The following is a 23,192-nucleotide window of genomic DNA, read 5'->3' as shown; positions in this document are numbered from 1 at the left end:
ATAGTTATGAATCATCAAAAATTAGTCACAAATGGATAATCAATCTGTATCCATCTGTGTACATCTGTGTTTATCGGTGGTCGATTTCTAAAACATAATTTTAGCCACCATCTTAATTAGAGAAGACATAAACGTAGGCTGTAGACGCCTAGAGGACAACTTCAAGGCAGAATAGCATTTGTGTAGAAATAGGAATTAATGAAATGCTGTACTCAAAACCAACCTTTCATTACTTCCACGGAGAGATAACACCATCACCCTCTACCCGCAGATATCTTCCACGCCAATAAATACGTTGTCCAAATGCACCCATTACCCAAACAATAAAGCTGAGTGAGTCTCGCAACGGGATTATCCAAAGCCAACGTAAGAGTTTGGGACAGTTCATACTAAAAATACTGACTAGTACTTGCATATAACGAATAATAATTGTGGTTAAGCACATAGCTACTGCCCAACCAGCAAACCCCGACAGTAACAACAGCGGAATACAGTAGACAGTGCCGTAACAGAACACCATAGTATAGTACTGTGCGCCGCGATTGTAACGGATAGTCCGCGCCCAGCGTAATTCTCGGGTAAATACCTGCTTTAGGTTTTCTCGACCAGTATCCCACTCTAAAATATGGGGTGATAGTTCTACCTTATAACCTGCTTGGGCTGCTCTTTTGCCAAGATTGTAGTCTGAACCAATGCGGTTGAGGTGCAAACCACCAAAATCAGCTAACGTAGTTTTGCGAGTAGCTATAGTTACTCCTATAGTTAGGCGTAGACCATCGTCAAGTCTACGAGCTATTAACAAACTAGGAATAAAGTCAACACAGCGACCGAAAGAAGCAACAGCAGCACCTAGATATTGGGGGTTGTACCCGATATAGGCACTGGTGACAACATCTACTTTCCCATCAAGCAAAGGAGTTACAACAGTGCGGATGTAGTCAGGATTTACTCGGATATCACCATCAGCAAAGATGATCACTTCATGTTGAGACTCTTCCAATAAATAGCTCAGGTTGCTATCTTTATAATTGACTCCCCGTGGTTCTAAACCAATAAACAGTCTTACTTGGTCGGGGAAAGTTGCAACCAGCTTTTTTAGCAAGGGAACAGCAGAGTCTTTGGGATCTGTCACTCCAAACAGCACTTCATAATTCGGATAGTTTTGCTTACACAGCGACGACCAATTTTCCCATGCTCCCTCATCTAATCCACTTACCGATACCATGATTGAGACTGGTACATCTTGATTACTGGGAATTTGCTGTTGGGTAGACGCAAAAAACTGATCGGTACAAATGGCACATGCTATGTAAAATAACACTGAGCCTAGCATCAGCGTTAGGAATATAATTTCTAAGGTAATAATCATTTTGAGTTGCTTTTGAATACATAGCCCAGAAAAAGTAAGCTTTTCTTGATCTAGCTTCTAATTTCAGATTAACTCTCTAATACCCAAGAACATCCTCAACAATGGCAAATTCCACAAGGGCGAGCGATCGCATATATCATTGCTCGCCTTGTAGAAACCGTTAAACTCCGTTAAAGTAACATGTAAAAGCAATATGTCTGGTGAACCTTTATCTAAGTTGTGAAAATTATGCCTTTAGATAATGGTCAAAACAAACAACAAGCAAACGTCGGGAAAGTTTTGCTCATTGGAGTCACAGGTGGCACAGGCGCAAATTTAGTCAAGGGATTTCTTGAACAAGGAGTTAATAATTTACGTGCCATCACCAGGAAAATCGACCTCAGCCGCCCCTCATTATTAAAAATGAGCAATGCAGGAGTCGAGCTTATAGAGGCAAATTTAGATGATGAGGACTCACTATCACCAGCCTTTGCAGATATTTCGGCTGTTTACTGTCATGCTACCACTGCTGATGCCGCAAAACCTGATCCCCGAGAAGTAGAAAGAGCAAAGCGAGTTGCCCAAGTTGCTAAGCAAGCTAACATTAAACATTTTGTATATAACTCCGCAGGAGGAGCAGATAGAAAATCCGGAATTCCTCACATCGAGCAAAAGTACAAAGTAGAACAAGTTCTCAAATCGACAGGCTTACCAACAACAATGTTACGAGCCTGCTTGTTTATGGAAGAGTTTTGGAAGCAGTACACACGACCATCTATCCTCAAAGGAGTGTTTCCATTTTCCATTCAGCCAGATAAACCTATACATTTGGTTACGACTAAAGATATGGGTCGAGTCGCAGCTTATGTAATCAAAAATCCTTCCGATTACATAGGTCAAGAGATAGAACTTGCCGGTGATGTACTGACTCCCAAGCAGATGGCGGCAGAATTCTCCAAAGTGCAGGGAATGACTGTTGTTCACAAAGAAGTAGCACCGTGGATTTTCTTGCTGCTTTTGCGAAAAGACCTGTTTGATTTAATTCAATGGTATCGTCACCAAGGTTATCAAGCTGATGTTGAGCGCTTACGAGCAGAGTTTCCTGGACTTCTAACTACATTTGGTGAATTCTTAGAAGAAACCAACTGGGCAAACTCAGAACTCACCTACGAGAGTTTGTGAACACGAACTATGAAGCGAATCACAACTGAGGGAGTGAGGCGATCGCCTTCTTGATGACGCAGAATCCTCACTTTTTTTATTTCTTCCCGATGGCGATCGCAGTTCGGGTTGGTGATTATAGAGTTCGTTACGAAATTGATGATGAAAGTCAACTTGTGCAGCTTTTACAGTGCAAGTCACTCTAGCCAGTTTTCTAACTGCAAATTGAGAATCTTTTCAAAATCTTTGATGTTATTAGTAACCAGAATGTCGTTACGCGATCGCGCAACAGCACCAATCAACGCATCAATTTCCCCTGTTGGTTTACCAATTTGTCTGAGTTCGCTTTGAATCTTACCAAATTCTACAGCCGCATCTAAGTCAAATGGTTCAACTGTTAGCAGTTGAGTTAACTGTGCTAATATTTCTAAATTCTTTTCAACTTGCTGCGAACAGTAAACACCTTTATAAAGTTCTGAAACAACTATTGTCGAAATATAGCATTGAGCAAATAAAAAATTAAGTTTTGCAACTGCCTTGGGGTTATTATTAAGTAGTGCAATGCAAATATTAGTATCTAATAAGTACATTATTTATCGTCTTGATTTTCAATAGGATAGATAACTCTACCTCGATAAGCGTGGCGTTGTTTGTCAATTTCTGCAAATATTTCTACTAGTTCAGGTTGGTCTTGCCAAACACCAAATAATTGGTTGAGTTTGGAGAGCCTTTCTTCATCACTTAAAGTTTGTGAATCTTCAGTTATTTGCTTTGAAGAAATTACAAATTCAACGAGAATTTCTGTACCATCAGGAATATCATTAATTTGTTCTAAGAGTTCAATAGTTTGACCGCGTTTGATACCTTTAATTTTCATTTGATGTGTACTCATTTTTTTGCAATGACAGATAAAATTAACACTGGTGCTTCAAACTGAAGCTCAGTTACCTGATAATTTTACAGGATACCTTTAAAGGGTAAAGAGCAAGAGGTCTACTGAATCGATGCTCTAGTACCAGGTGAAGCTACTTGACACAACTGAATAAATGTGCATTCCCAAACGAGGCGGGGCTGAGCATAACAGAGTAAGGATTTACGAGCTTGTTCTAATAGTTTGATCATCTGGGGTTGATGCCACCGGAGCCAATAAGACTGCTGGAGATAATCGACTAGCCACAGTTGTGCTTCTGTATCGAGAGCTTTATCAATATCTCTGGCTAACTCTAAGGCTTGGCGATAGTTTTGTGGTACTTTGGTGACGGCTTGGAGTAGTTCTGGAGGAATGGCTTGTAGTTGTTGATAAGCAGCGATCGCTTCCCCAGGACTACCACCAGCAATGCTCAACACCGCAGGATGTTGGAGAATTTCTTGATGACCCGTACGTGTTAATATCTCAGCCATTGTGGCTGTGTCTAAGCGATAAAAGGGAATACGTTGGCAGCGTGACACCAAGGTGGGTAAAATTGACTCTGGTGAAGGAGCAATTAATATCAGTGTTGCTTGTCCTGGTTCTTCTAAAGTTTTCAGTAGGGCATTAGCAGCTGCTTCTGCCATTGTTTCTGCCTGTTCCACCACCACTACATGCCTTGGTGCTTCCAAAGGTGGACGGGAGAGAAATTCGGTAATCTCACGAATTTGTTCTAAGCGAATTACTGGTGGTGCTTTGCGCTTGAGTCCTTTGGCAGCTGCTTCTGCGGCGGTGAGGCGCTGTCCTTGATACTGGTAGGTTGGCTGTACCCATAGCACATCCGGATGGTTATCTTTTTGCAGTTTAGTACGGACAACATCTGTATTGTCATGAGCATCGGTAAACAATAACTCCATAAAGCAGCGTGCTGCTAAACTGCGTCCTACTCCATCTGCCCCAACAAATAAATAAGCCGGAGCAACTCGATTGCTTTTTACAGCTTGCCTCAGTAATTCCACTGCTTGTGGTTGTCCGATAAGTGAGGAAAATGTCATTTTTTAGTTGTTGGTTGTTGGTTGGTGGTTGGTGGTTGTTGGTTGTTGGTTGGTGGTTGGTGGTTGTACCAGACGTGCCATGGCACGTCTGTACATTGGTTAGTAGTTAGTGTTTAGTTAATGATCTACTACTCCTCACACTCCTCACACTCCTCATACTCCTCACACTCCCCACTGCCCCTAATCCCCACTCCCTTGGGGGAGTGGGGGCCCCGAGTTCCCCACCTCCCCACCTCCCCACCACCCCTCTCGATATATAAAGATTACATAGTGATATAACAAAGTGGTGCGATCGCTCTGGGCGGTTGTTGTAATTCCTCATACATTAAGAAGAAGAGCTTGTTTGCATAGGTAGACCTGATCATGAAACGACGTTGGAAGTCATTATTCCTGGCCGTTAGTTGGGTAATGCTAGCTATTGGGACATCTATTTTAATTATCCTGACACAACCGCTGGCACCCACTCCTGCCCAAGAGCCTACTGTTGTAGTTGAAACTCCCAAACCTACGCCGACACCAGAAGCAAGTGATGACAAAAAGCCAGATTCAGCAGTAGCAGAACCAGCACCCACTCCCGAAGAAATTGCCCGTCGGCAAAAATTGCTCGAAGCAGACAAGCTATATTTGGCGGGAGAGTATGCAGCAGCCCAGAAAATATATCGCGAGGTGAAAAAACCATTTGCGGAAACATCTCACACGCCACAAATTAAACCAGCGATCGCTGATGTGAATCAATTATCTCCAGCAGGCAAGGTATACTGGCGAGAGGTACAAGCTGGTATTGTCAGTAAGCTGCAAACAAGAATTTTTGTTCCCCTGGAACTTTTAGTTCAGCAGTATCCAGAGTTTATTCCTGGTCAAATTAAATACGCTGAACTACTGCAAGAATACGGCGATAAGAAAAAAGCATTAGAGATTTTAGAACGGGCTGCAACGCTTTATCCAAATCAAGCAGACTTAATTAAAGCAAAAGTTACAACCCTAGCAAGTAACAAAAAATGGATGGAGGCGTCTATTGCAGCACGGCAATTTGCAATTCTCAATCCCAACCACCCCCAAGTGGCGGAATTTAATAAACTAGCAGAAGAAAATCTCAAACGTTATAAATCTCATATTCGAGCAGAAGTCAGAGGTAACACGATCGCTAATATTATCACTGGTGCTTTAGGATATGCTCTGACGGGTAGCCTGGTTGGGCCATTTTCTGCCTTAGATTCTACGATATTATTGCTCCAGGGCGAAAAAGCTGTGGGTGATTCGGTAGCAAAACAAGCAAAAAAACAACTACCTTTAGTTAAAGACCCGCAGCTTGTAGCATACGTCAATTCTATCGGGCAAAAACTGGCAAAAGTCGGCGGACGTGATGAATTTAGATACGAGTTCTTTGTGATTCCGGAAGAATCCCTCAATGCCTTTGCCTTACCTGGTGGTAAAATTTTCGTTCATGCTGGTGCGATCGCCAAAACCAATTCTGAGGCAGAATTAGCTGGTTTACTCGGTCATGAATTATCCCACGTCCTGCTTTCTCACGGCTTCCAATTAGTTACCCAAGGGAATCTCATCGGCAACCTCACTCAGTATCTTCCCTTTGGCGGTACTATCGGACAGCTATTTTCACTTACTTACAGCCGAGACATGGAACGTCAAGCAGATACCTTGGGTACACGCCTGATTGTGAGCAGTGGTTACGCTGCTGATGGTGTGTATAACTTGATGAACACCCTCAGAGAACAACAAAAAAATTCTCCTCCTAGTTGGTTATCATCTCACCCAGGTAGCAAAGAGCGAGTAGAATATCTACAAGAATTGATTACAACCAACAACTACAATCGTTATGCCTATGAAGGTGTAGCCCAACATCTAGAAATGCAAGCCAAAGCCAAGCAGATCCTCAAAGAAGAAAAAGAACATAAAAGGGAACGGGAAACTCGTAACAGGGAATAGGCAATAGGGAACAGCCCCCTTTAAAAAAAGGGAATAAATCTTACTCCCTCTCCACCTCCTCGAGGAGGTGGTAGGTAGTTTACTTTACAAGCGCCATAGTTGGCATAATTGCTTGTCTGTTACACACCAGTCATTATTGAAAATAAATAGCTAAAGTTAAAAAAGACAGTTATTTATTCACTTACAACTGCAAAAATAAAATTCTTTGTGTCCTTTGTGGTTCGTTAATAAAACATGACTTCTATATTGCCCCTACCAGATCCTTATCAAAGTAATGCATCTAATTGGGAAAAAGAACTAGATAACGCTATCTTTAGCTTTGAAGATATTCAGGCAGAACTGAACTACAAACAAGCACAAACAGCGCTGCGGAATTTAGTAGCCAATCTAGACCTTTCTCCGGAAGAACAAGCAGGATTAGAAGCAGAAATTAATGATTTAGAAACCATGCTAAACAAACTAGACAGCATGGTAGTACATATAGCTGCTTTCGGGATGGTAGGACGGGGTAAATCTTCTTTATTAAATGCTTTGGTAGGGCAAACTGTATTTGAAACCGGGCCTTTACACGGCGTGACTCGTAATGCCCAACGAGTAAACTGGAGTATCACCGAAGAAACTGTTGGCGACACAGAAAGGGCCTTACGAGTAACCCTCTCTGGAACCGGCCAGTCGCGAGTGGAATTGATTGATACACCAGGACTGGACGAGGTGGATGGTGACACCCGTGCCGCTTTAGCAGAACAGATAGCCAAACAAGCAGATTTAATTTTGTTTGTGATTTCTGGTGATATAACCAAAGTTGAACACGAAGCCCTTTCTCAGTTGCGGGAAGCAGGTAAACCGATGTTGCTGGTGTTCAATAAAGTAGACCAGTATCCAGAAGCAGACCGGATGGCAATTTACCACAAAATTCGTGATGAACGAGTACGGGAATTACTCTCACCAGACGAAATTGTCATGGCAGCAGCATCTCCACTGGTACGGACAGTGGTTCGTCGTCCTGACGGTAGCAGAGGTATGCAGATGCGCCAAGGTAACGCCCAAGTGGAAGAATTAAAGCTGAAAATTTTGGAAATTTTACAGCGAGAAGGCAAAGCCTTGGTTGCCCTCAATTCCATGCTTTATGCAGACAATGTGAATGAACAATTGGTCAAGCGTAAACTCATGATTCGGGAGAATGCTGCTAATCAATTGATTTGGAAAGCAGTGATCACAAAAGCAGCTGCGATCGCACTTAATCCCTTAACAGTAGTGGATATTCTGAGTGGTGCGGTAGTAGATGTTGCCTTAATCCTGGGTTTATCTAAACTCTACGGTATTCCTATGACCGAACCAGGAGCCGTAAAATTACTACAGAGAATTGCCTTAAGTATGGGTGGTATCGGTGCAAGTGAATTATTGGCCAATCTCGGTTTAAGTTCACTCAAAACTTTACTTGGTATTTCTGCACCCGTCACAGGCGGCGCATCCCTCGCACCTTATGTATCGGTAGCACTGACACAAGCAGGTGTAGCTGGTGTTTCTTCCTATGGAATTGGACAAGTTACCAAAGCTTATTTAGCTAATGGGGCAACTTGGGGTCCAGATGGGCCGAAAGTGGTGATTAATAAAATTTTGGCAACGCTGGATGAAGAATCGATCCTGAATCGGATTAAAGAAGAATTACGGGCCAAAATCAAGCGATTTTAGGTTTATGCCTAATGTGAATTAAAACTTCTCATATCAGATTTGACTTCTCACTGCTTATAAAATACCTGATCATTTCCTAATGACTTAAACTAAATTTGTGCAGACTTGTGAATGATATTATCATGTCCGACTCATTGCTTACGATATAAAGCTTGGGCATCGGGCATTGTGAAAAAATAACCAATTATCACCAATTACCAATTACCCATTACCGACCTCAACGGATAATATAAGTGTTCAAGTGGACATGATATGAGCAGATAGTTGCAGTATGGGAAGTTCAATCAAAAACTCTGCTCCCTGTCCTGGTTGAGAATAACAAGAAAGCTTGCCACCATGTTTTTCTGTCACAATTTGGTAGCTAATGGCTAAACCTAAACCTCTTCCTTTACCAACTGGCTTAGTAGTAAAAAATGGATCAAACAGCTTGGAACGTACTGCCTCGGTGATACCACCTCCATTATCCTTAATACTAATAGTAACACTCCGATCTTGAACAGCAGTCGAGATGCAAATTGTGCTTGGTTGAGCTTCAATTTCCTCCAGTGTATGGTTGCGATCGCGTTCTTCTAATGCATCTATGGCATTGCTGAGAATATTCATAAACACCTGATTTAATTGCCCTGCATAGCACTCTACTAAAGGTAACTTTCCATACTCTTTGATCACCTGGATTTCAGGACGATCTGGCTTAGCCTTAAGACGGTTGTTCAAAATCACCAGCGTACTATCGATACCTTCATGAATATCAACTTCTTTCACTTCTGCTTCATCTAAGCGCGAGAAATTTCGCAATGACAGCACAATTTCACGAATACGGTTCGTTCCCATCTGCATTGACTGGAGTATCTTGGTTAAATCCTGCTCTAAAAAGTCAAAATCTATAGCCACAAGTTCCTCTTGAATTTCTAAAGGTGGTTCGGGTAAGTATTTTTGATAAAGTTGCACCAAGCGCAGTAAATCCTGAGTGTATTCCTCTACATAGGTAACATTTCCGTGAATAAAATTAACTGGATTGTTGATTTCATGGGCGACTCCTGCCACCATTTGACCAAGAGCTGACATTTTTTCACTCTGTACCATTTGCGCTTGGGTGTAGTGTAGTTCTGCAATTGTTGCTTGGAGTTCAGCTGTGCGTACTTCTACGCGTTGTTCGAGTTCAGCGTTAGTCTCCTCTAATTGTTGGTTGGCTGTTTCTAAGGCTGTAAAAGATTCTTGCAACTGTATAGCCATGTGGTTGAAGGATTGAGCGAGAATCTCCAATTCATCAATCCCTTTGACTTCCACTGGGCGATCTAATTTTCCATTAGCAATTGCCTGACTTGCCTGACTCAACTGTAATATGGGTTGAGTAATCCAACGAGATGTATAAATGCCAACTATCGAAGCTACTACCAAAGTCAGCAAGCACAAGGCGATTGTAGTACGGGTATTGGCGTAGATTTGCCCCATAAAATCAGCTTCGGGGACAGTTACAACCACAAGCCAGTCTAAACCAAATCGATCGCGCCAGGGAGTAACTTTGATAAATTGGCGATCGCCTTTAAAATCAAACGTTAACTGCTGTTGATCTTGAATCTGCTGCAAGTCTCCCAGCTTGTGCTGTAAATACTTAGCAGTAGCTTGAATTAGAGGATCACGACTATCAGTTGCAGCCAATCGTTTGGTTTTAAGATTAACTATCACATAGGGTTTTTGGTTACTGGAATTGGCAACTAGTAACCCGTTGCGCTCAATAATAAAAACACTACTATTTTGAGTAACCTGAATTTGCCGCAGAAAATCACTGATATTCGATAGCAGTAAATCTACGCCTACAATCGCAAACAATTTACCATTTTTGTCATAAATAGGATGGCTGGCAGAAGCAGCGATGTAACCAACATCGCCATCCCAAGCATTGACGCCACTCCAATTTGGTTTACCAGCTTTGACTGTATTTATATACCAAGGTTGTGTAAAACTGTTGTAATCAAAGGTATTGAGTAGCTTAGTCCGGTTTCCTTGGGCATCTGTAGCGTAGGAATAAACTTTAGACACTCCATTCATCGCTACAGGATACAAATCTATTGTGGTAGATTGACTACCCGGATAGTTGCCAGAACCAGCCCCTTGACCTGTAGCTAGAATATAGCTGTTGTAGCCCAAATTTTTATAGAGCTGCATCTGTTTCCACAGGTATTTCCCTGCACTTTCAAAGTCCTGTAAATTAAGAAACCCTGTCTCTACAGCATCTGCGTTCATTTGATTAATTTGATGGGGAATTGCTAGATAGGTATTCAAATGCTGATTTACTAGGCTGTTGGTTTTATTCATTACTTGCTCAGCAAGTTCGTTGACTGCTTTCTGCCCGTTTTTAAAGGATAGATATCCAACTAAACCAACAGAGATGGAAATTTGAACTACGAAGGGAACAATTAAGATTAGCCGTAAAGGAAATTTTGCAAAGCCCTGGGAATTAAATACTTTCATGTTTCCATTAACTTAGTAACATCGACTAAATCTTCAGCCGAAGTTATTATTCCCATGGTTTTTAGTCAAAATTAATACTGATGCTTACCTAAGTTAAATAATAATCAAAACCTTTTTGCAGAGCATCGATTGTATTGATTGCCACTCGATGACGGGGTATTTCTGGTATTCTCTAGGAAAGAGCAGCTAATGATTGTGGAGTAGCTATTTTGCCTAAAGCTGCGATCGCATTTAGAATTTTTGTCGAATTTTCATTTCTCAATGCCGAAATATTTGAGAAATCGACCATCGATTAACACCGATGGACGCAGATAGATTACCCGCTATGTATTTTATATAAGAGAAAATGAATAAGTAAGCTCTTAACTTAATTTCCCAATCCAAAATCTAAAATTGGAATAGCCTTGACTCAACCTCAGCAAGTGCCAAAAAACCCACAAGAAACTCACCTCAACCGCGCTCGTGCTAGTCTCAGACAAGCGCTGTCTTGGTATAGCAATCTCCGCAAACCTGGACAAGCATCCGCCAACCCAAAATTAGCAGGTTTGGTAAAACCAGAATTAGAGGTTTTAACTGCTAGCCTCAACAAACTAGACCATAATGTGATTGTAATTGCCGCCTTTGGTTTGGTGAGTCGTGGGAAGTCGGCGGTGTTAAATGCTTTGTTAGGACAAAAGGTTCTCCAAACTGGACCTCTACATGGTGTGACTCAGTATCCCCGTTCAGTACGTTGGAATCTTGGGGATAAAGCACAGGTGGAACTAATTGATACACCTGGACTAGATGAAATTGCGGGAGAAGTGCGATCGCAAATGGCAAAAGATGTGGCGCGTCAAGCAGATTTGATTTTATTTGTGGTTGCTGGCGATATTACCCGCACTGAATATCAGGCTTTGTGCGAATTGCGACAGGCACAAAAGCCGTTGATTCTCGTGTTCAACAAAATAGACTTGTATCCAGATACAGACCGCGAGAAGATTTACAAAAATTTACAACAACTCGGTGCAGGTAATATCCAAGCCAAACCCTTACAACCCGATGAAATTGTCATGATTGCGGCGGAACCAGCACCTATAGAAGTACGGGTTGAGTGGCCGGATGAGAAGGTAACTTATGAATGGGAGACACCACCGCCTCAAATAGACGAACTCAAACAGACTCTTCTGAAAATTCTCAACCGAGAAGGGCGATCGCTAATTGCTTTAAATGCACTTATCCAAGCGCGAGATGCAGAAGAAGCGATCGCATCGAAAACTATTGATGTGCGTCAACAAGAAGCAGAAGAATTAATTTGGCAATTTACCAGATATAAAGCTATCGCTGTCGGGTTAAATCCGATTGCCTTTTTAGATGTCTTAGGTGGAACTGTTGCTGACTTAGCCTTAATTCGTTCCTTAGCAAGGTTGTATGGTTTGCCTATGACTGGTTACGAAGCCGGGAGACTATTAAAAACAATTTTATTCAGTTCTGGTGGTTTGCTACTAGGAGAATTAGGTAGCAGTTTTATATTAGGCTTAAGTAAAAGTACGGCGGCTATTGCCAGTGGTGACAATCCCAGCAATATAACAGCCTTTGCCGGAAGTGCGATCGCTCAAGCGGGGATCGCAGGTTATGGAGCCTACGCAGTCGGTAAAGCTGCCCAAGTATACCTCGAAAAAGGCTGTACGTGGGGACAATTGGGCGCTAGCACTGTGATTACAGAAATTTTGGCTGAGGTAGAATCAAATACAATTTTATATCGTTTGCGGCAGGAATTGGAACGAAACTTGGGTATGGCGGATGACTAAAGTCTAAGCATCACAAACGCTTATATCCTTTTAAATTTGAAATCAAGTGCTTGTAGCGCTTGTATTGTCTTAACCACTCTCTACAAACTTCTTCGGCGATTTGTATCTCTTTCTCACTCAACAGCTCATCTGGTTTTCCAGACGCTAAAATATGAGCGACTTGAGCAGCTCTTTGATAATCGACACCATACTTAACTAGTTCTGTATGAAAAAAATCCTCTTTCTCCTTAGAATACATCTTTAAAACCGCTAATAAGATTTTTAAGCTTTCTATATAACTTATAAAATTTATTAAATAATAACTTCTTACTTTGGTTAGATTCAGTAATTATGTGCAATTTTCTTTATGGAGTAGGTAATAATGCACTCTAGAACAACAATCTAATCTATTTTATAAATAATTTGGAATTTCTATAACTAAAAATAAAATTACCGTAGGGTTTGGTATGCTGGTGATAGATGAGATATTTTCCCCTATTAACTTTTCATAAACTATTGTGACACTTCTTTAGTGAAGTAAACATCCACAAAGGATTGCAAAGATATTTAACTCATTAGTAAGTATTACTGACATTTTTCTATAATATATAGAGAATATTTAAGAGATTTGGTAACTCTTCAACTCAGCAATTAAAACATTAACTGCTACCAGATTTTACAACTACGAAATATACAGAGTTAACTGCATAGAACAACTGAAATAATGCGTGTTTAACTCATTCTCAACAATTCATGCACATTCTCTTTTCAGAGGAGGCATAAAGTATGACGACTATTGTTGAACGTCGAAAAGAGTTTGATTTTTCCAATCTCTGGGATCGATTTTGCGCGTGGATTACCAGCACTAATAATCGGATTTACATCGGCTGGTTTGGCGTGTTGATGATTCCTACTTTACTGGCTGCTACTATCTGTTTCATTCTTGCTTTTATTGCCGCTCCTGGCGTAGATATGGAAGGTATTAGAGAGCCAATTAAAGGTTCTTTGATGGATGGTAACAATTTGATAACAGCGGCTGTTGTGCCAACTTCTGCTGCGATCGGCTTGCATTTTTATCCAATTTGGGAAGCCGCTTCCTTAGATGAATGGCTTTATAACGGCGGTCCCTATCAGTTGATTGTGCTGCACTTTCTAATTGGTATTTGGTGCTACTTGGGAAGACTTTGGGAACTTAGCTATCGTTTGGGGATGCGTCCTTGGATCGCTGTTGCCTTTTCTGCACCAGCCGCCGCCGCAACAGCTGTTTTGCTAGTTTATCCCATTGGTCAAGGTAGCTTTGCTGACGGTCTACCTTTGGGAATTGCAGGGACATTCCACTTTATGATGGCCGTGCAAGCAAATCACAATATCCTGATGCATCCCTTCCACATGTTGGGGGTTGCTGGAGTCTTTGGGGGCGCACTTTTAAGTGCCTTGCATGGTTCGTTAGTCACCTCAACGCTGATTCGCAATACCGACGAAAATGAATCGATCAACGCTGGGTATCGACTTGGTCAACAACAAAGGACTTACAGCTACTTGGCAGGGCATTATGGTTTCTTAGGTCGCCTGCTGATTCCACTTTTTGCTAGTCGAAATCCCCGTGCTTTTTATTTCCTGCTTGCTGCCTTGCCAACTATAGGTATTTGGTTTGCTACACTGGGTGTTTGTTCTGTAGCCTTCAACCTGAATGGATTTAACTTCAATCACTCAATCTTAGATAGCCGGGGTGCAGTGATTCCTACAGATGCTGATATCCTCAATCGAGCCAATCTAGGCTTACAAGCTATGCACGCTCCCAATACCCATAATTTTCCACCGATTCTGTCTAGTGGAACACCAATTTCAGTAAGTTGAAGAAATGAAGAAGGCAGGACGCAGAAGGCAGGAGGCAGGAGGCAGGAGGCAGAAGGCAGGACGCAGAAGGCAGGAGGCAGGAGGCAGAAGGCAGAAGGCAGGAGGCAGAAGGCAGGAGGCAGAAGGCAGAAGGCAGAAGGCAGGAGGCAGAAGGCAGAAGGCAGGAGGCAGAAGGCAGGAGGCAGGAGGCAGAAGGCAGGAGGCAGGAGGCAGGAGGCAGAAGGCAGGAGGCAGGAGGCAGGAGGCAGAAGGCAGGAGGCAGGAGGCAGGAGGCAGAAGGACTAATAAAAAGTTTGATGATTAAAATCCGTTCTTGGACTGAATTTTCTAGGGGCGGTTTTTCAATCAACCCAAGATGTTTGAGTAGAATATACCTCACCCCTGCCCCTCCCCTTGGCAAGGAGAGGGGTGCCCGATAGGGCGGGGTGAGGTTTTGTACTTCATGCTTGTCGAAAATAGCTTTAATTTAATTGATTTGTTGTTTATAAATCCACCAAAAGTTTTTTAAACCTAATCAGTTTTATAACTTTTTATATAGTGAAAAAGATCACTACTGCACTTTTTTATTTTATCTATCTACGCTATAAATAAAAGTTCCAGAAGCAATAGAACTTCGAGTCATATTGTACAGTACAAAAAGGGTAAATTATGACATCACAAACTTTAGATATCTTGCAAGCTCTTGATGAAGCTCGTGCGATTTGTGACCAAGAAGGAACGAACTCAAATGAATGTATTTTAGCCTGGGAAATTGTTGAAAAACTACGAATTGAGCAAGCTCAGCAACAGCAAATCACAAAACGTAAAACAGACCTAGAACGCTACTGTGAAATTCATCCAGAAGCCATTGAGTGTCGGATTTACGACATTTAACTTTCTCTAAAATCAACAACAGCAGATTTTGTAACTTGCTGAATAGTTTCTAAATTTGGCGGTGCTATCTCACTATCCATTCCTAACCATAAAAGATACTCAATGTTTCCAGCCGGGCCAGTTACAGGCGACCAAGTTAGACCTTTGTAACGCCATCCTAACTCTACAGCTGCTTGTAACACCTGAGCGATCGCATCAGCATGATCTTTGGGATCACGTACCACCCCTTTTTTACCGACACGACTTTTCCCCACTTCAAATTGAGGTTTCACCAACAAAACCGCCTCGCGCTGAAGTTGAGTTAATCGCCACAAAGCAGGCAAAATTTTCGTTAACGAAATAAACGAAACATCCACCACCACCAAATCAGCATAATCCCCCCCCGTTTCTGCTAGGGGGGATACACCATACAACTCATCAGGCGTTAGATAGCGTAAATTCGTGCGTTCTTTCAAAATAACTCGTGGGTCATTACGTAACTTCCAGTCAACTTGTCCGTAACCAACATCAACACCATAAACTAACTTTGCCCCAGCTTGCAGGAGACAATCAGTAAAACCCCCTGTAGAAATGCCACCATCCAAACAAACACGACCCTCTACAGTGATAGCAAACTCTTGCAGCGCTTTGGCAAGTTTTTCACCCCCACGAGAAACAAAACGCGATCGCTCCTTAACCTTAACCTCAGCAGCAACTTCAACCTCTGTCCCCGGCTTATCAACAAGCTTACCATCAACAGTCACTTCCCCTGCTTGAATTAGCCGTTGTGCCTGTTGCCTAGAAGAACACAACTCAAGCTCTACCAATAAAACATCCAACCTCTTCTTTGCCAATCTTTTCTTGGCGTCCTTGGCGCCTTGGCGGTTCATATAAAAAACTAACCTCCCAGGTGTGAACTTCGCTAACACAACATCCTATGAGAGTGCGCTGACAAAGCTCCAACCTAAGGAGGCAACTCTATCTTAGACCAATCGAGCAGGCAAAAAGCCTGCTTTACAGAAGGACTAAATATCCTTCTCGCTTAACTCCCTGGTCATGTAGTCAAACGGCTCATCCACAAAGCTAGCACTACCAACACCAGCTTCTGCCAATTGCTGCTTGACAATATCCTTCATAATCTGGATACCACGAACTGTTGGGCCAATCGGAACACCCAAAGAATTGTAAGTTTCCCGTAAACCTTGCAGCACGCGTTCATCCAGTACATCCATACTGCCAGCAACAATGGCATAAGTAGCATAGCGCAGGTAGTAATCCATATCCCGCAGACAAGCCGCATACCGCCGGGTAGTGTAAGCATTGCCGCCGGGACGAATCAACTCTGGCTGTTCATCAAATAATTGAGAGCCAGCCTGCTTGACAATCGCTGCCGCATTTGCATTAATAGCTCCTGCGGCTTGTACTCGTGCTGTCCCACTTTCAAAATAGGACTTGAGAGTGTCGATCGCATTCCGGTCAAAATACCGCCCAGCAACGTCATAATTCTTAATTAAACTTGTGACTGCATCCCGCATTCCTTTATCTCCCAATCATTGCTATTTATGGTTTGATATTTATTTGACTGCTTTTGCAAGCGGCTAATTTTTGTGCCAATGAATATTAAAAGAAGCTCAAGCACAAAAACAATGTATGCGCTACTTAAAGGATTCTATGCCAAAGTTGACCCCAACAGATGAACTGTCAAGTTTTGTAGAGTTTGTTCGGCAAAAGTGAACATAACCTATAAACATGATATTCTGTAACAAAAGATACAAAATATCTCAATTTTATATCCTTAGGATATTCCAGGTGTCTTTAATGATTTAGGTTCATCAAGCAAGGTCAGCGTGCATTAGCATTGTGGTTTACTGTACTAAATTGGCGGAGAAGGAGTAACCATGACAACCCCACAAGACGTCCTGAAGATGATTCGGGATAACAACATTCAGATGATCGATCTGAAATTCATCGATATGCCAGGCATATGGCAGCACCTGACAGTGTTTCACAACCAAATCGATGAAAGTAGCTTCACAGACGGCGTACCCTTCGATGGTTCCAGTATCCGGGGTTGGAAAGCTATTAACGAATCAGACATGGCAATGGTACTCGATCCAAACACTGCCTGGATCGACCCATTCATGAAAGAACCGACTCTTAGTATCATTTGTAGTATTAAGGAACCCCGTACGGGTGAATGGTACAGTCGTTGTCCCCGTGTGATTGCCCAAAAAGCAGTAGATTATCTGGTTTCCTCCGGTGTTGGCGATACAGCCTTCTTTGGCCCAGAAGCTGAGTTCTTCATTTTTGATGATGTCCGCTTTGACCAAAACTCTCACGAAGGCTATTATCACGTAGATTCAATAGAAGGTCGTTGGAATTCTGGTAAAGCAGAAGGCCCCAACCTGGGTTACAAACCCCGCTACAAAGAGGGTTACTTCCCAGTGCCTCCCACCGATACTTTCCAAGATATTCGTACAGAAATGCTGCTGACAATGGCAAAATGTGGCGTGCCTATTGAAAAGCAGCACCACGAAGTAGCTACTGGTGGTCAGTGCGAACTCGGTTTCCGTTTTGGCAAGTTAATTGAAGCTGCCGACTGGCTGATGACTTACAAATACGTCATCAAGAACGTAGCCAGAAAATATGGTAAAACTGTCACCTTTATGCCTAAGCCTGTCTTCCAAGACAACGGTTCTGGGATGCATACTCACCAGTCTATTTGGAAAGACGGTCAACCCCTGTTCGCAGGTGATAAATATGCTGGTTTGAGTGAAACAGCATTGCATTACATTGGTGGCATTCTCAAGCACGCACCAGCACTATTGGCAATTACCAACCCCACCACTAACTCCTATAAGCGCCTAGTACCTGGTTATGAAGCACCAGTGAACTTGGCTTACTCCCAAGGTAATCGTTCTGCTTCTATTCGTATTCCTTTGTCTGGTACTAACCCCAAAGCTAAGCGCTTAGAGTTCCGTTGTCCTGATGCAACTTCTAACCCCTACTTGGCATTTGCTGCCATGCTGTGTGCTGGTTTAGATGGTATCAAGAACAAAATTGATCCTGGCTCACCTCTGGACAAAAACATTTATGAACTTTCTCCAGAAGAACTGGCAAAAGTTCCCTCCACTCCTGGTTCTTTAGAATTAGCATTGGAAGCACTAGAGAAAGATCATGCTTTCTTGACCGAACCTGGTGTATTCACCGAAGACTTCATTGAAACTTGGATTTCTTACAAACTAGACAATGAAGTTAACCCAATGCGTCTACGTCCTCATCCTTACGAATTTGCTCTTTACTACGATTGCTAATTTGAAAGGGTTAGTAGATAGTAGTTAGTGGGTATCAGTTGCTTGTCTGCTGTTAACTACTTATCTAATGATTTTCTATTTAACCAAACTTAGCTATTTGAGAGCATTAATTTAGCCACCTTTATTTGGTGGCTTTTTTTAACCTCCACTGCCCCTTCGCCCCTAATCCCCACTCCCTTGGGGGAGTGGGGGCCGGTGAGTTCCCCATCTCCCCAATCCCTACTCCTCATCTAACGGCAAACCTGCCCGTACTTTCCCTTTGCCAAAATAGCGCCCGAATTGGAGTTCATAGACTTCATCTTCGTCTTGCGTCTCTACTTCCAAGTCGGAACGGGCATAACTGACACACAACAGTGCATAGCCTTGCTGACGTAATTCTAGAGATAGTCCTACTGCTTCCGGTTGGTAAATTTCTCCTTTCAACACCCGTACAGCACAGGTGGTACAAGCCCCGTTGCGGCAAGAAAAAGGCAGTTCTTTCCCTTGTTTTTCACAACTGTGCAGGATGTAGCGGTCATCAGGTACTTCTAAAGTGTGTTTTATGCCTTTGGCGCGATCGTGAACTGTGATTGTATATGTCTGGGACATGTTGATTTTGGATTTAAGATTTTTTGAGTAATTTGATTGCAGTTTATAGAAGTATATTGTACAATTGCAGATCGTGATGCCTGGAGAGATGGCCGAGTGGTTGAAGGCGCAGCACTGGAAATGCTGTTTGGGGGCAACTTCAACGAGGGTTCGAATCCCTCTCTCTCCGTTAGATTAAGCATTTCAGCAACCAGTAGTTTTTAAACTGGTTGAATTGGATGAATGGGTTGAAGTGATCGAAAACAACAGTGTCGTGCTGTCGCTGTCAAGATTGTCGCACACCCGTTAGGATGAGCGCGATCGCTTATTAGTTGTACTGCCCCAGCATTGCTTTGCTCAAAAGTTGCTTACCTTAGGGAAACTGTTGAATGTTTGCTATTTATGAAAAAAGTAATCATCATCGGTGGTGGAATTGGTGGTGCTGCAACTGCACTTGCCTTAAGTCATGCTGGTTTTGAGCCTGTCGTCTACGAGCGAACCAAACAGTTGCGAGAAGTCGGGGCTGGTATTGCGCTTTGGGCAAACGCAACTCACATCTTAAAGCAATTAGATTTACTCGAAGATGGGATCCGGGTTGGCTGTCTCACGACAAATTACCAATTCAATTCGCAACGGGGTAAGGAGTTAGTGAATGTGCCTGTTGATGGCTTTGAGTTGCCCGTGATTGGAATTCATCGTGCCGAATTGCATCAGCTATTGTGGCGGAATGTACCCGGTGAGAAATTCATTTTGGGAGAAACCTTTGAGCGATTTGAGCGCAAGGGTAATCAGGTTCATGCTTATTTTGCTTCAGGTTTAAGCGTAGAAGGAGATGCGTTAATCGGCGCCGATGGGTTGCGATCACAAGTCAGAGTCGCTATTTTAGGCGACGAATCTCCTACTTACCGGAATTTTAAGACTTGGCGTGGTTTGACTGATTATATTCCAAGTACATACCGTCCTGGTTACATTCAGGAATTTTTAGGATGCGGTCAAGGATTCGGTTTCATGATGCTCGGCAAGGGCAAAATGTATTGGTATGCAGCAGCAAGTGCGCCAGAAGCACAACCAGATGCCGCAATTGGCCGCAAAAAAGAGCTTGAGATTTCGATTTTGAATTTTATACCAAAAAAGTAATGGTGATCGCTTTTGTACTCAAAAAAAGTAGTGTGCGATCGCCTTCTTGTACTAGCTTTTTTGTTCCATATAACTCAATAACCAATTAGCTGCTGTTGCCCTACGAGTTTGTCGAGGGCCAAATTCCCCAATTTTATAACCCTTAAAACCCAACTTTTCTTTAACTATTTGTTTGTATTCTGTTGGGATAGAACGAGTCAATTTGACGGTTGCGGGACGACTCTCTATAAAATCAGGCGGTTGTGGATACTCATCTCGCCATTCGGCAGATACTTCTTGATTATCCCACTTTGCTGTTACTGGGTCGTAGCGATAACCCAAGCAATGCCATACCAATTGATTAACTGTAGCATCATCAATTTCTTCTTTGAGAATTGCCCAAATAGTATCTGTATTAAGTGGTGGCAAATTAGACATAAGCAATTCAAAATTCAAGCAAGATAAAAGGATTTGGACTTTTACAAGCAGTCCACTGTCTAGTAGTTTACTAAATTGATTTTGATAGGTTGGCCAGATCCCCGACTTTTTAAAAAAGTCGGGGATCTGGCGCCTCGCAAAGAGTCAGAACTTATGTGATCGAGTACTAGGTTAGTAGGCCAATGCCCAGAGATAGGCATGATTTTATCTCTATTTATCCCTATCGGAAGATTTATCTACCAAAACTATCAAACAAACTACAAGAAAGAGTAACAATTTTTGAAATTCAATCTCAACTAAGTTTAAGTTAGGAGAAAGATTATGGCACTCGGTGATTTGTTTGGTAATATAATGGGCGGCAAGCAAAGACGTCGTGATGATGAGCGAGACTATCGCGATCGCGACGACGAAGACAGAGAATCCAGATACCGCGATCGCGACGACGAAGACAGAGAATCCAGATATCGCGATCGCGACGACGAAGACAGAGAATCCAGATATCGCGATCGCGACGACGAAGATAGAGAATACAGATACCGCGATCGCGACGACGAAGATAGAGAATACAGATACCGCGATCGCGACGACGATGACGATGAGGATCGCGATTAAATCAGTGAGCAGTTATCAATAAAGATAAACTGATAACTGCTCACTGATAACTGATAATGTTAGAAAGCTGTATTGTTTATCCACAAAGCATGTAGACTGGAAAACGTAAAGAATATGCCGATCAATGCAGAGTTCTACACAGATGTCGCAGTCAATCCGCGTCCATTTATTTATTTCTGGCAGAGTTCAAGGCGTAGGTTATCGTTTTGCTACCGTCGATACAGCTAGTCAGCTTGGATTAAGTGGTTGGGTGCGAAATCTCCCCGATGGACGCGTGGAAGCTGTTTTTGAAGGTGTGCAGGAAGTTGTAGAAGAAATGATTCGCTGGTGTCATCAAGGACCGCCTGCGGCGATGGTTAAAGATGTTGTTGTGGAATATGAAGAACCAGAGGGATTGAAGAGGTTTGAAGTTAGACGTTTTGAGTAACGTTGTCTTTAAAAGTGATAATTTAATGTGCCACAGTACCACCAGTAGGCTTGATTTTCTTGAAGAAAATAATTGCAATTCCACTCAGCAATAAAGAAATTCCAATAAAGTAAAAACAATCATTGAAAGCCATCACAAAAGCCTCACGACGCACGATATTATCAATAGCTTTAATCGCTTGGTCTTGTGCTGTGCTTAAATCTGCCCCTCGACTAACAAAATATTGTGTGAATTGATTAATTCGTTCTTGAGTTGCTTGACTATATAAAAGAGACTGCTTCTCCCAATCTATTTGAGTGAAATTGTTCTCGGCTCGTTAATAAAGTTGCTAAGGATGCAATACCAATAGAACCGCCCAAATTACGCATCATGTTAAATAAGCCACTAGCTGATCCAGCTTCTTGTGGACTCAAACCAGCAGTAGCAATAGAAGTAAGGGGAACCATAATTAAAGGTTGTCCCATTGCCCTCACAAGTTGCGACCATCGCAATTGATCTAATCCAGTTTGATAAGTCATTGTAGAATTCATAAAAACACTAATAGAAAATAAAGCCACTCCCACTGCTACCATTAACCGTACATCAATTTTTTGCATAATTTTGGGGATGAAGGGAATAATAAATAATTGGGGTATACCTGCCCAAATCAACACTTCACCAATTTGTAAAGGATTATATTGTTGAATTTGAGCTAGATATAGCGGCAATATATAAATTGAACCATACAAACCAATTCCCAAGGCGACATTGACAATACTAGCTAAACCAAAGTTACGTCTTCTCAAAAGTCGCAAATTAATAAATGGCTGTCTACGAGTTAATTCAATCCAGAAAAATAACGCGAGAAAAATTGCTGCGATTATACTTAAACGCACAATCAATGCAGAACTAAACCAATCTTTACGACTACCTTCTTCTAAAACAATTTGCAGGGAACCTAAACCAATTGCCATAGCAATAATTCCCCACCAGTCACCTTGCTTTAGTAAATTAAGTTGGGGTTTATCTTGCCTAATTCCGTACCAAACCCCAGCTAACATCAACAAGCCAGGAACCATATTAATATAAAAGCTATACTCCCAACTGAAGTTTTCTGTTAACCAACCTCCTAATGTCGGACCAATTGAAGGTGCAAAAACAGCAGTTAGACCAAATGCAGCTAATCCTATTGATTGTTTTGAAGGGGGTAAAGTTGTGAGTACAACAGTCATGGCAATCGGAATTAAAACCCCTCCTGTGAAACCTTGGGCTGCGCGGAAAACAATCATAGACATGAGATTCCACGACCAAGCACAGCATATAGAAAAAAAGATAAATAAGGCAGTGTTAACTAACAAATACCGTTTTAAACTAAATACTCTTGACAACCAACCTGTTAAGGGAATCACAACAATTTCTGCGACTAGATAGGCAGTAGAAATCCATGAACCTTCTTCTAAAGTTGCCCCTAAACTAGCTTGAATTTGTTGCAGTGAAGCATTGGTAATTTGAATATCTAGTACCGCCATGAATGCACCAAGCATACTAGCTAAAACACCAATCCACGTTCTTAGCGGTATTTGTTCGGAGGAAGATTGAATAACTGCGTTTTGTTTAGCCACAGTAGTACTCTGATGATAAAATTAGTAGGAATTATAAAATGTTAAGTTATCTCTTGAATAAAG

The 23,192-nt window shown here is 42.1% G+C and carries 22 protein-coding genes and 1 tRNA gene; 11 read left to right on the top strand and 12 right to left on the bottom strand.

Going from position 1 to position 23,192, the window contains the following annotated elements; all coding sequences use genetic code 11:
- Window positions 1-229: 229 nt before the first annotated feature.
- The gene (locus UYI_RS0126290) at window positions 230-1,369 is read right to left on the bottom strand and encodes a glycosyltransferase (protein ID WP_016869663.1); all 1,140 of its coding nucleotides are present in this window, start codon (window positions 1,367-1,369) and stop codon (window positions 230-232) included.
- Window positions 1,370-1,597: 228 nt separating this feature from the next.
- Between UYI_RS0126290 and UYI_RS0126285 the strand changes: the two genes are divergently transcribed.
- Window positions 1,598-2,530 carry an NmrA/HSCARG family protein gene (locus UYI_RS0126285; protein WP_016869662.1) on the top strand — a complete coding sequence of 311 codons (933 nt, stop codon included), beginning with the start codon at window positions 1,598-1,600 and terminating at the stop codon, window positions 2,528-2,530.
- Here the strand turns inward: UYI_RS0126285 and UYI_RS37240 are convergent.
- The 4 genes from UYI_RS37240 to holB form a co-directional block, all read right to left on the bottom strand.
- Complete coding sequence (locus UYI_RS37240; RefSeq protein WP_157226397.1) at window positions 2,515-2,682, bottom strand: hypothetical protein; 168 nt, start codon at window positions 2,680-2,682, stop codon at window positions 2,515-2,517. The two genes, UYI_RS0126285 and UYI_RS37240, sit on opposite strands and share 16 nt — an antisense overlap.
- 24 nt (window positions 2,683-2,706) lie before the next feature.
- Window positions 2,707-3,099, bottom strand: coding sequence for a type II toxin-antitoxin system VapC family toxin (locus UYI_RS0126280; RefSeq protein WP_016869661.1), 393 nt, complete (start codon window positions 3,097-3,099; stop codon window positions 2,707-2,709).
- On the bottom strand, window positions 3,099-3,386 hold the full coding sequence (locus UYI_RS0126275; protein ID WP_026086185.1) for a hypothetical protein: 288 nt from the start codon (window positions 3,384-3,386) through the stop codon (window positions 3,099-3,101). The genes UYI_RS0126280 and UYI_RS0126275 overlap by 1 nt, the downstream gene beginning before the upstream one ends.
- A gap of 116 nt (window positions 3,387-3,502) precedes the next feature.
- Complete coding sequence (gene holB / locus UYI_RS0126270) at window positions 3,503-4,471, bottom strand: DNA polymerase III subunit delta' (protein ID WP_016869659.1); 969 nt, start codon at window positions 4,469-4,471, stop codon at window positions 3,503-3,505.
- A 363-nt stretch (window positions 4,472-4,834) separates the two neighbouring features.
- On the opposite strand from holB, the gene UYI_RS0126260 reads away from it, so the two are divergent.
- Together UYI_RS0126260 and UYI_RS0126255 are read left to right on the top strand one after the other, a co-directional pair.
- A complete protein-coding gene (locus UYI_RS0126260; protein WP_026086184.1) occupies window positions 4,835-6,415 on the top strand; it encodes a M48 family metallopeptidase in 1,581 nt (526 codons plus the stop codon).
- 234 nt (window positions 6,416-6,649) lie between these two features.
- Window positions 6,650-8,107 carry a GTP-binding protein gene (locus UYI_RS0126255; RefSeq protein WP_016869656.1) on the top strand — a complete coding sequence of 486 codons (1,458 nt, stop codon included), beginning with the start codon at window positions 6,650-6,652 and terminating at the stop codon, window positions 8,105-8,107.
- Window positions 8,108-8,344: 237 nt separating this feature from the next.
- On the opposite strand, the gene UYI_RS0126250 is transcribed toward UYI_RS0126255, so the two are convergent.
- On the bottom strand, window positions 8,345-10,579 hold the full coding sequence (locus tag UYI_RS0126250; protein ID WP_016869655.1) for a sensor histidine kinase: 2,235 nt from the start codon (window positions 10,577-10,579) through the stop codon (window positions 8,345-8,347).
- Window positions 10,580-10,983: 404 nt separating this feature from the next.
- Between UYI_RS0126250 and UYI_RS0126245 the strand changes: the two genes are divergently transcribed.
- Window positions 10,984-12,366, top strand: a complete 1,383-nt coding sequence (locus UYI_RS0126245) for a GTP-binding protein (protein ID WP_016869654.1) — start codon at window positions 10,984-10,986, stop codon at window positions 12,364-12,366.
- Window positions 12,367-12,376: 10 nt separating this feature from the next.
- On the opposite strand, the gene UYI_RS0126240 is transcribed toward UYI_RS0126245, so the two are convergent.
- A complete protein-coding gene (locus UYI_RS0126240; RefSeq protein WP_016869653.1) occupies window positions 12,377-12,604 on the bottom strand; it encodes a hypothetical protein in 228 nt (75 codons plus the stop codon).
- A gap of 527 nt (window positions 12,605-13,131) precedes the next feature.
- Between UYI_RS0126240 and UYI_RS0126235 the strand changes: the two genes are divergently transcribed.
- Together UYI_RS0126235 and UYI_RS0126225 are read left to right on the top strand one after the other, a co-directional pair.
- Window positions 13,132-14,202, top strand: a complete 1,071-nt coding sequence (locus tag UYI_RS0126235; RefSeq protein WP_016869652.1) for a photosynthetic reaction center family protein — start codon at window positions 13,132-13,134, stop codon at window positions 14,200-14,202.
- 648 nt (window positions 14,203-14,850) lie between these two features.
- Window positions 14,851-15,075 carry a Calvin cycle protein CP12 gene (locus UYI_RS0126225; RefSeq protein ID WP_016869650.1) on the top strand — a complete coding sequence of 75 codons (225 nt, stop codon included), beginning with the start codon at window positions 14,851-14,853 and terminating at the stop codon, window positions 15,073-15,075.
- On the opposite strand, the gene UYI_RS0126220 is transcribed toward UYI_RS0126225, so the two are convergent.
- Together UYI_RS0126220 and apcB are read right to left on the bottom strand one after the other, a co-directional pair.
- On the bottom strand, window positions 15,072-15,908 hold the full coding sequence (locus tag UYI_RS0126220) for a TlyA family RNA methyltransferase (protein WP_026086183.1): 837 nt from the start codon (window positions 15,906-15,908) through the stop codon (window positions 15,072-15,074). The genes UYI_RS0126225 and UYI_RS0126220 overlap by 4 nt on opposite strands.
- Window positions 15,909-16,079: 171 nt before the next feature.
- Window positions 16,080-16,589, bottom strand: coding sequence for an allophycocyanin subunit beta (gene apcB / locus UYI_RS0126215; RefSeq protein ID WP_016869648.1), 510 nt, complete (start codon window positions 16,587-16,589; stop codon window positions 16,080-16,082).
- A gap of 363 nt (window positions 16,590-16,952) precedes the next feature.
- Between apcB and glnA the strand changes: the two genes are divergently transcribed.
- Window positions 16,953-18,368, top strand: a complete 1,416-nt coding sequence (gene glnA / locus UYI_RS0126210; protein ID WP_016869647.1) for a type I glutamate--ammonia ligase — start codon at window positions 16,953-16,955, stop codon at window positions 18,366-18,368.
- Window positions 18,369-18,587: 219 nt separating this feature from the next.
- On the opposite strand, the gene UYI_RS0126200 is transcribed toward glnA, so the two are convergent.
- Complete coding sequence (locus UYI_RS0126200; protein ID WP_016869645.1) at window positions 18,588-18,956, bottom strand: 2Fe-2S iron-sulfur cluster-binding protein; 369 nt, start codon at window positions 18,954-18,956, stop codon at window positions 18,588-18,590.
- A gap of 82 nt (window positions 18,957-19,038) precedes the next feature.
- Between UYI_RS0126200 and UYI_RS0126195 the strand changes: the two genes are divergently transcribed.
- Both UYI_RS0126195 and UYI_RS33460 read left to right on the top strand, forming a co-directional pair.
- Window positions 19,039-19,125 (top strand) — tRNA-Ser (locus UYI_RS0126195).
- Between the two features lie 212 nt (window positions 19,126-19,337).
- Window positions 19,338-20,072, top strand: a complete 735-nt coding sequence (locus UYI_RS33460; RefSeq protein ID WP_016869644.1) for an FAD-dependent oxidoreductase — start codon at window positions 19,338-19,340, stop codon at window positions 20,070-20,072.
- Between the two features lie 51 nt (window positions 20,073-20,123).
- Here UYI_RS33460 and UYI_RS0126185 read toward each other — a convergent pair whose 3' ends face one another.
- Window positions 20,124-20,489 (bottom strand): DUF1823 family protein, encoded by a 366-nt coding sequence (locus tag UYI_RS0126185; RefSeq protein WP_016869643.1) that lies wholly within the window; start codon window positions 20,487-20,489, stop codon window positions 20,124-20,126.
- Between the two features lie 321 nt (window positions 20,490-20,810).
- On the opposite strand from UYI_RS0126185, the gene UYI_RS0126180 reads away from it, so the two are divergent.
- Both UYI_RS0126180 and UYI_RS0126175 read left to right on the top strand, forming a co-directional pair.
- Window positions 20,811-21,101, top strand: coding sequence for a polyribonucleotide nucleotidyltransferase (locus tag UYI_RS0126180; protein ID WP_071588886.1), 291 nt, complete (start codon window positions 20,811-20,813; stop codon window positions 21,099-21,101).
- Between the two features lie 142 nt (window positions 21,102-21,243).
- Window positions 21,244-21,528 (top strand): acylphosphatase, encoded by a 285-nt coding sequence (locus UYI_RS0126175; RefSeq protein ID WP_016869641.1) that lies wholly within the window; start codon window positions 21,244-21,246, stop codon window positions 21,526-21,528.
- A 260-nt stretch (window positions 21,529-21,788) separates the two neighbouring features.
- On the opposite strand, the gene UYI_RS33455 is transcribed toward UYI_RS0126175, so the two are convergent.
- Window positions 21,789-23,129, bottom strand: coding sequence for an MDR family MFS transporter (locus UYI_RS33455; RefSeq protein WP_235148023.1), 1,341 nt, complete (start codon window positions 23,127-23,129; stop codon window positions 21,789-21,791).
- Between the last annotated feature and the right edge of the window lie 63 nt (window positions 23,130-23,192).

Source organism: Fischerella muscicola PCC 7414 (genome assembly GCF_000317205.1).
GTDB classification, from domain to species: domain Bacteria; phylum Cyanobacteriota; class Cyanobacteriia; order Cyanobacteriales; family Nostocaceae; genus Fischerella; species Fischerella muscicola.
Note: the sequence above shows the minus strand (reverse complement) of the source record. Positions and strands in the feature narration are given on the sequence as shown.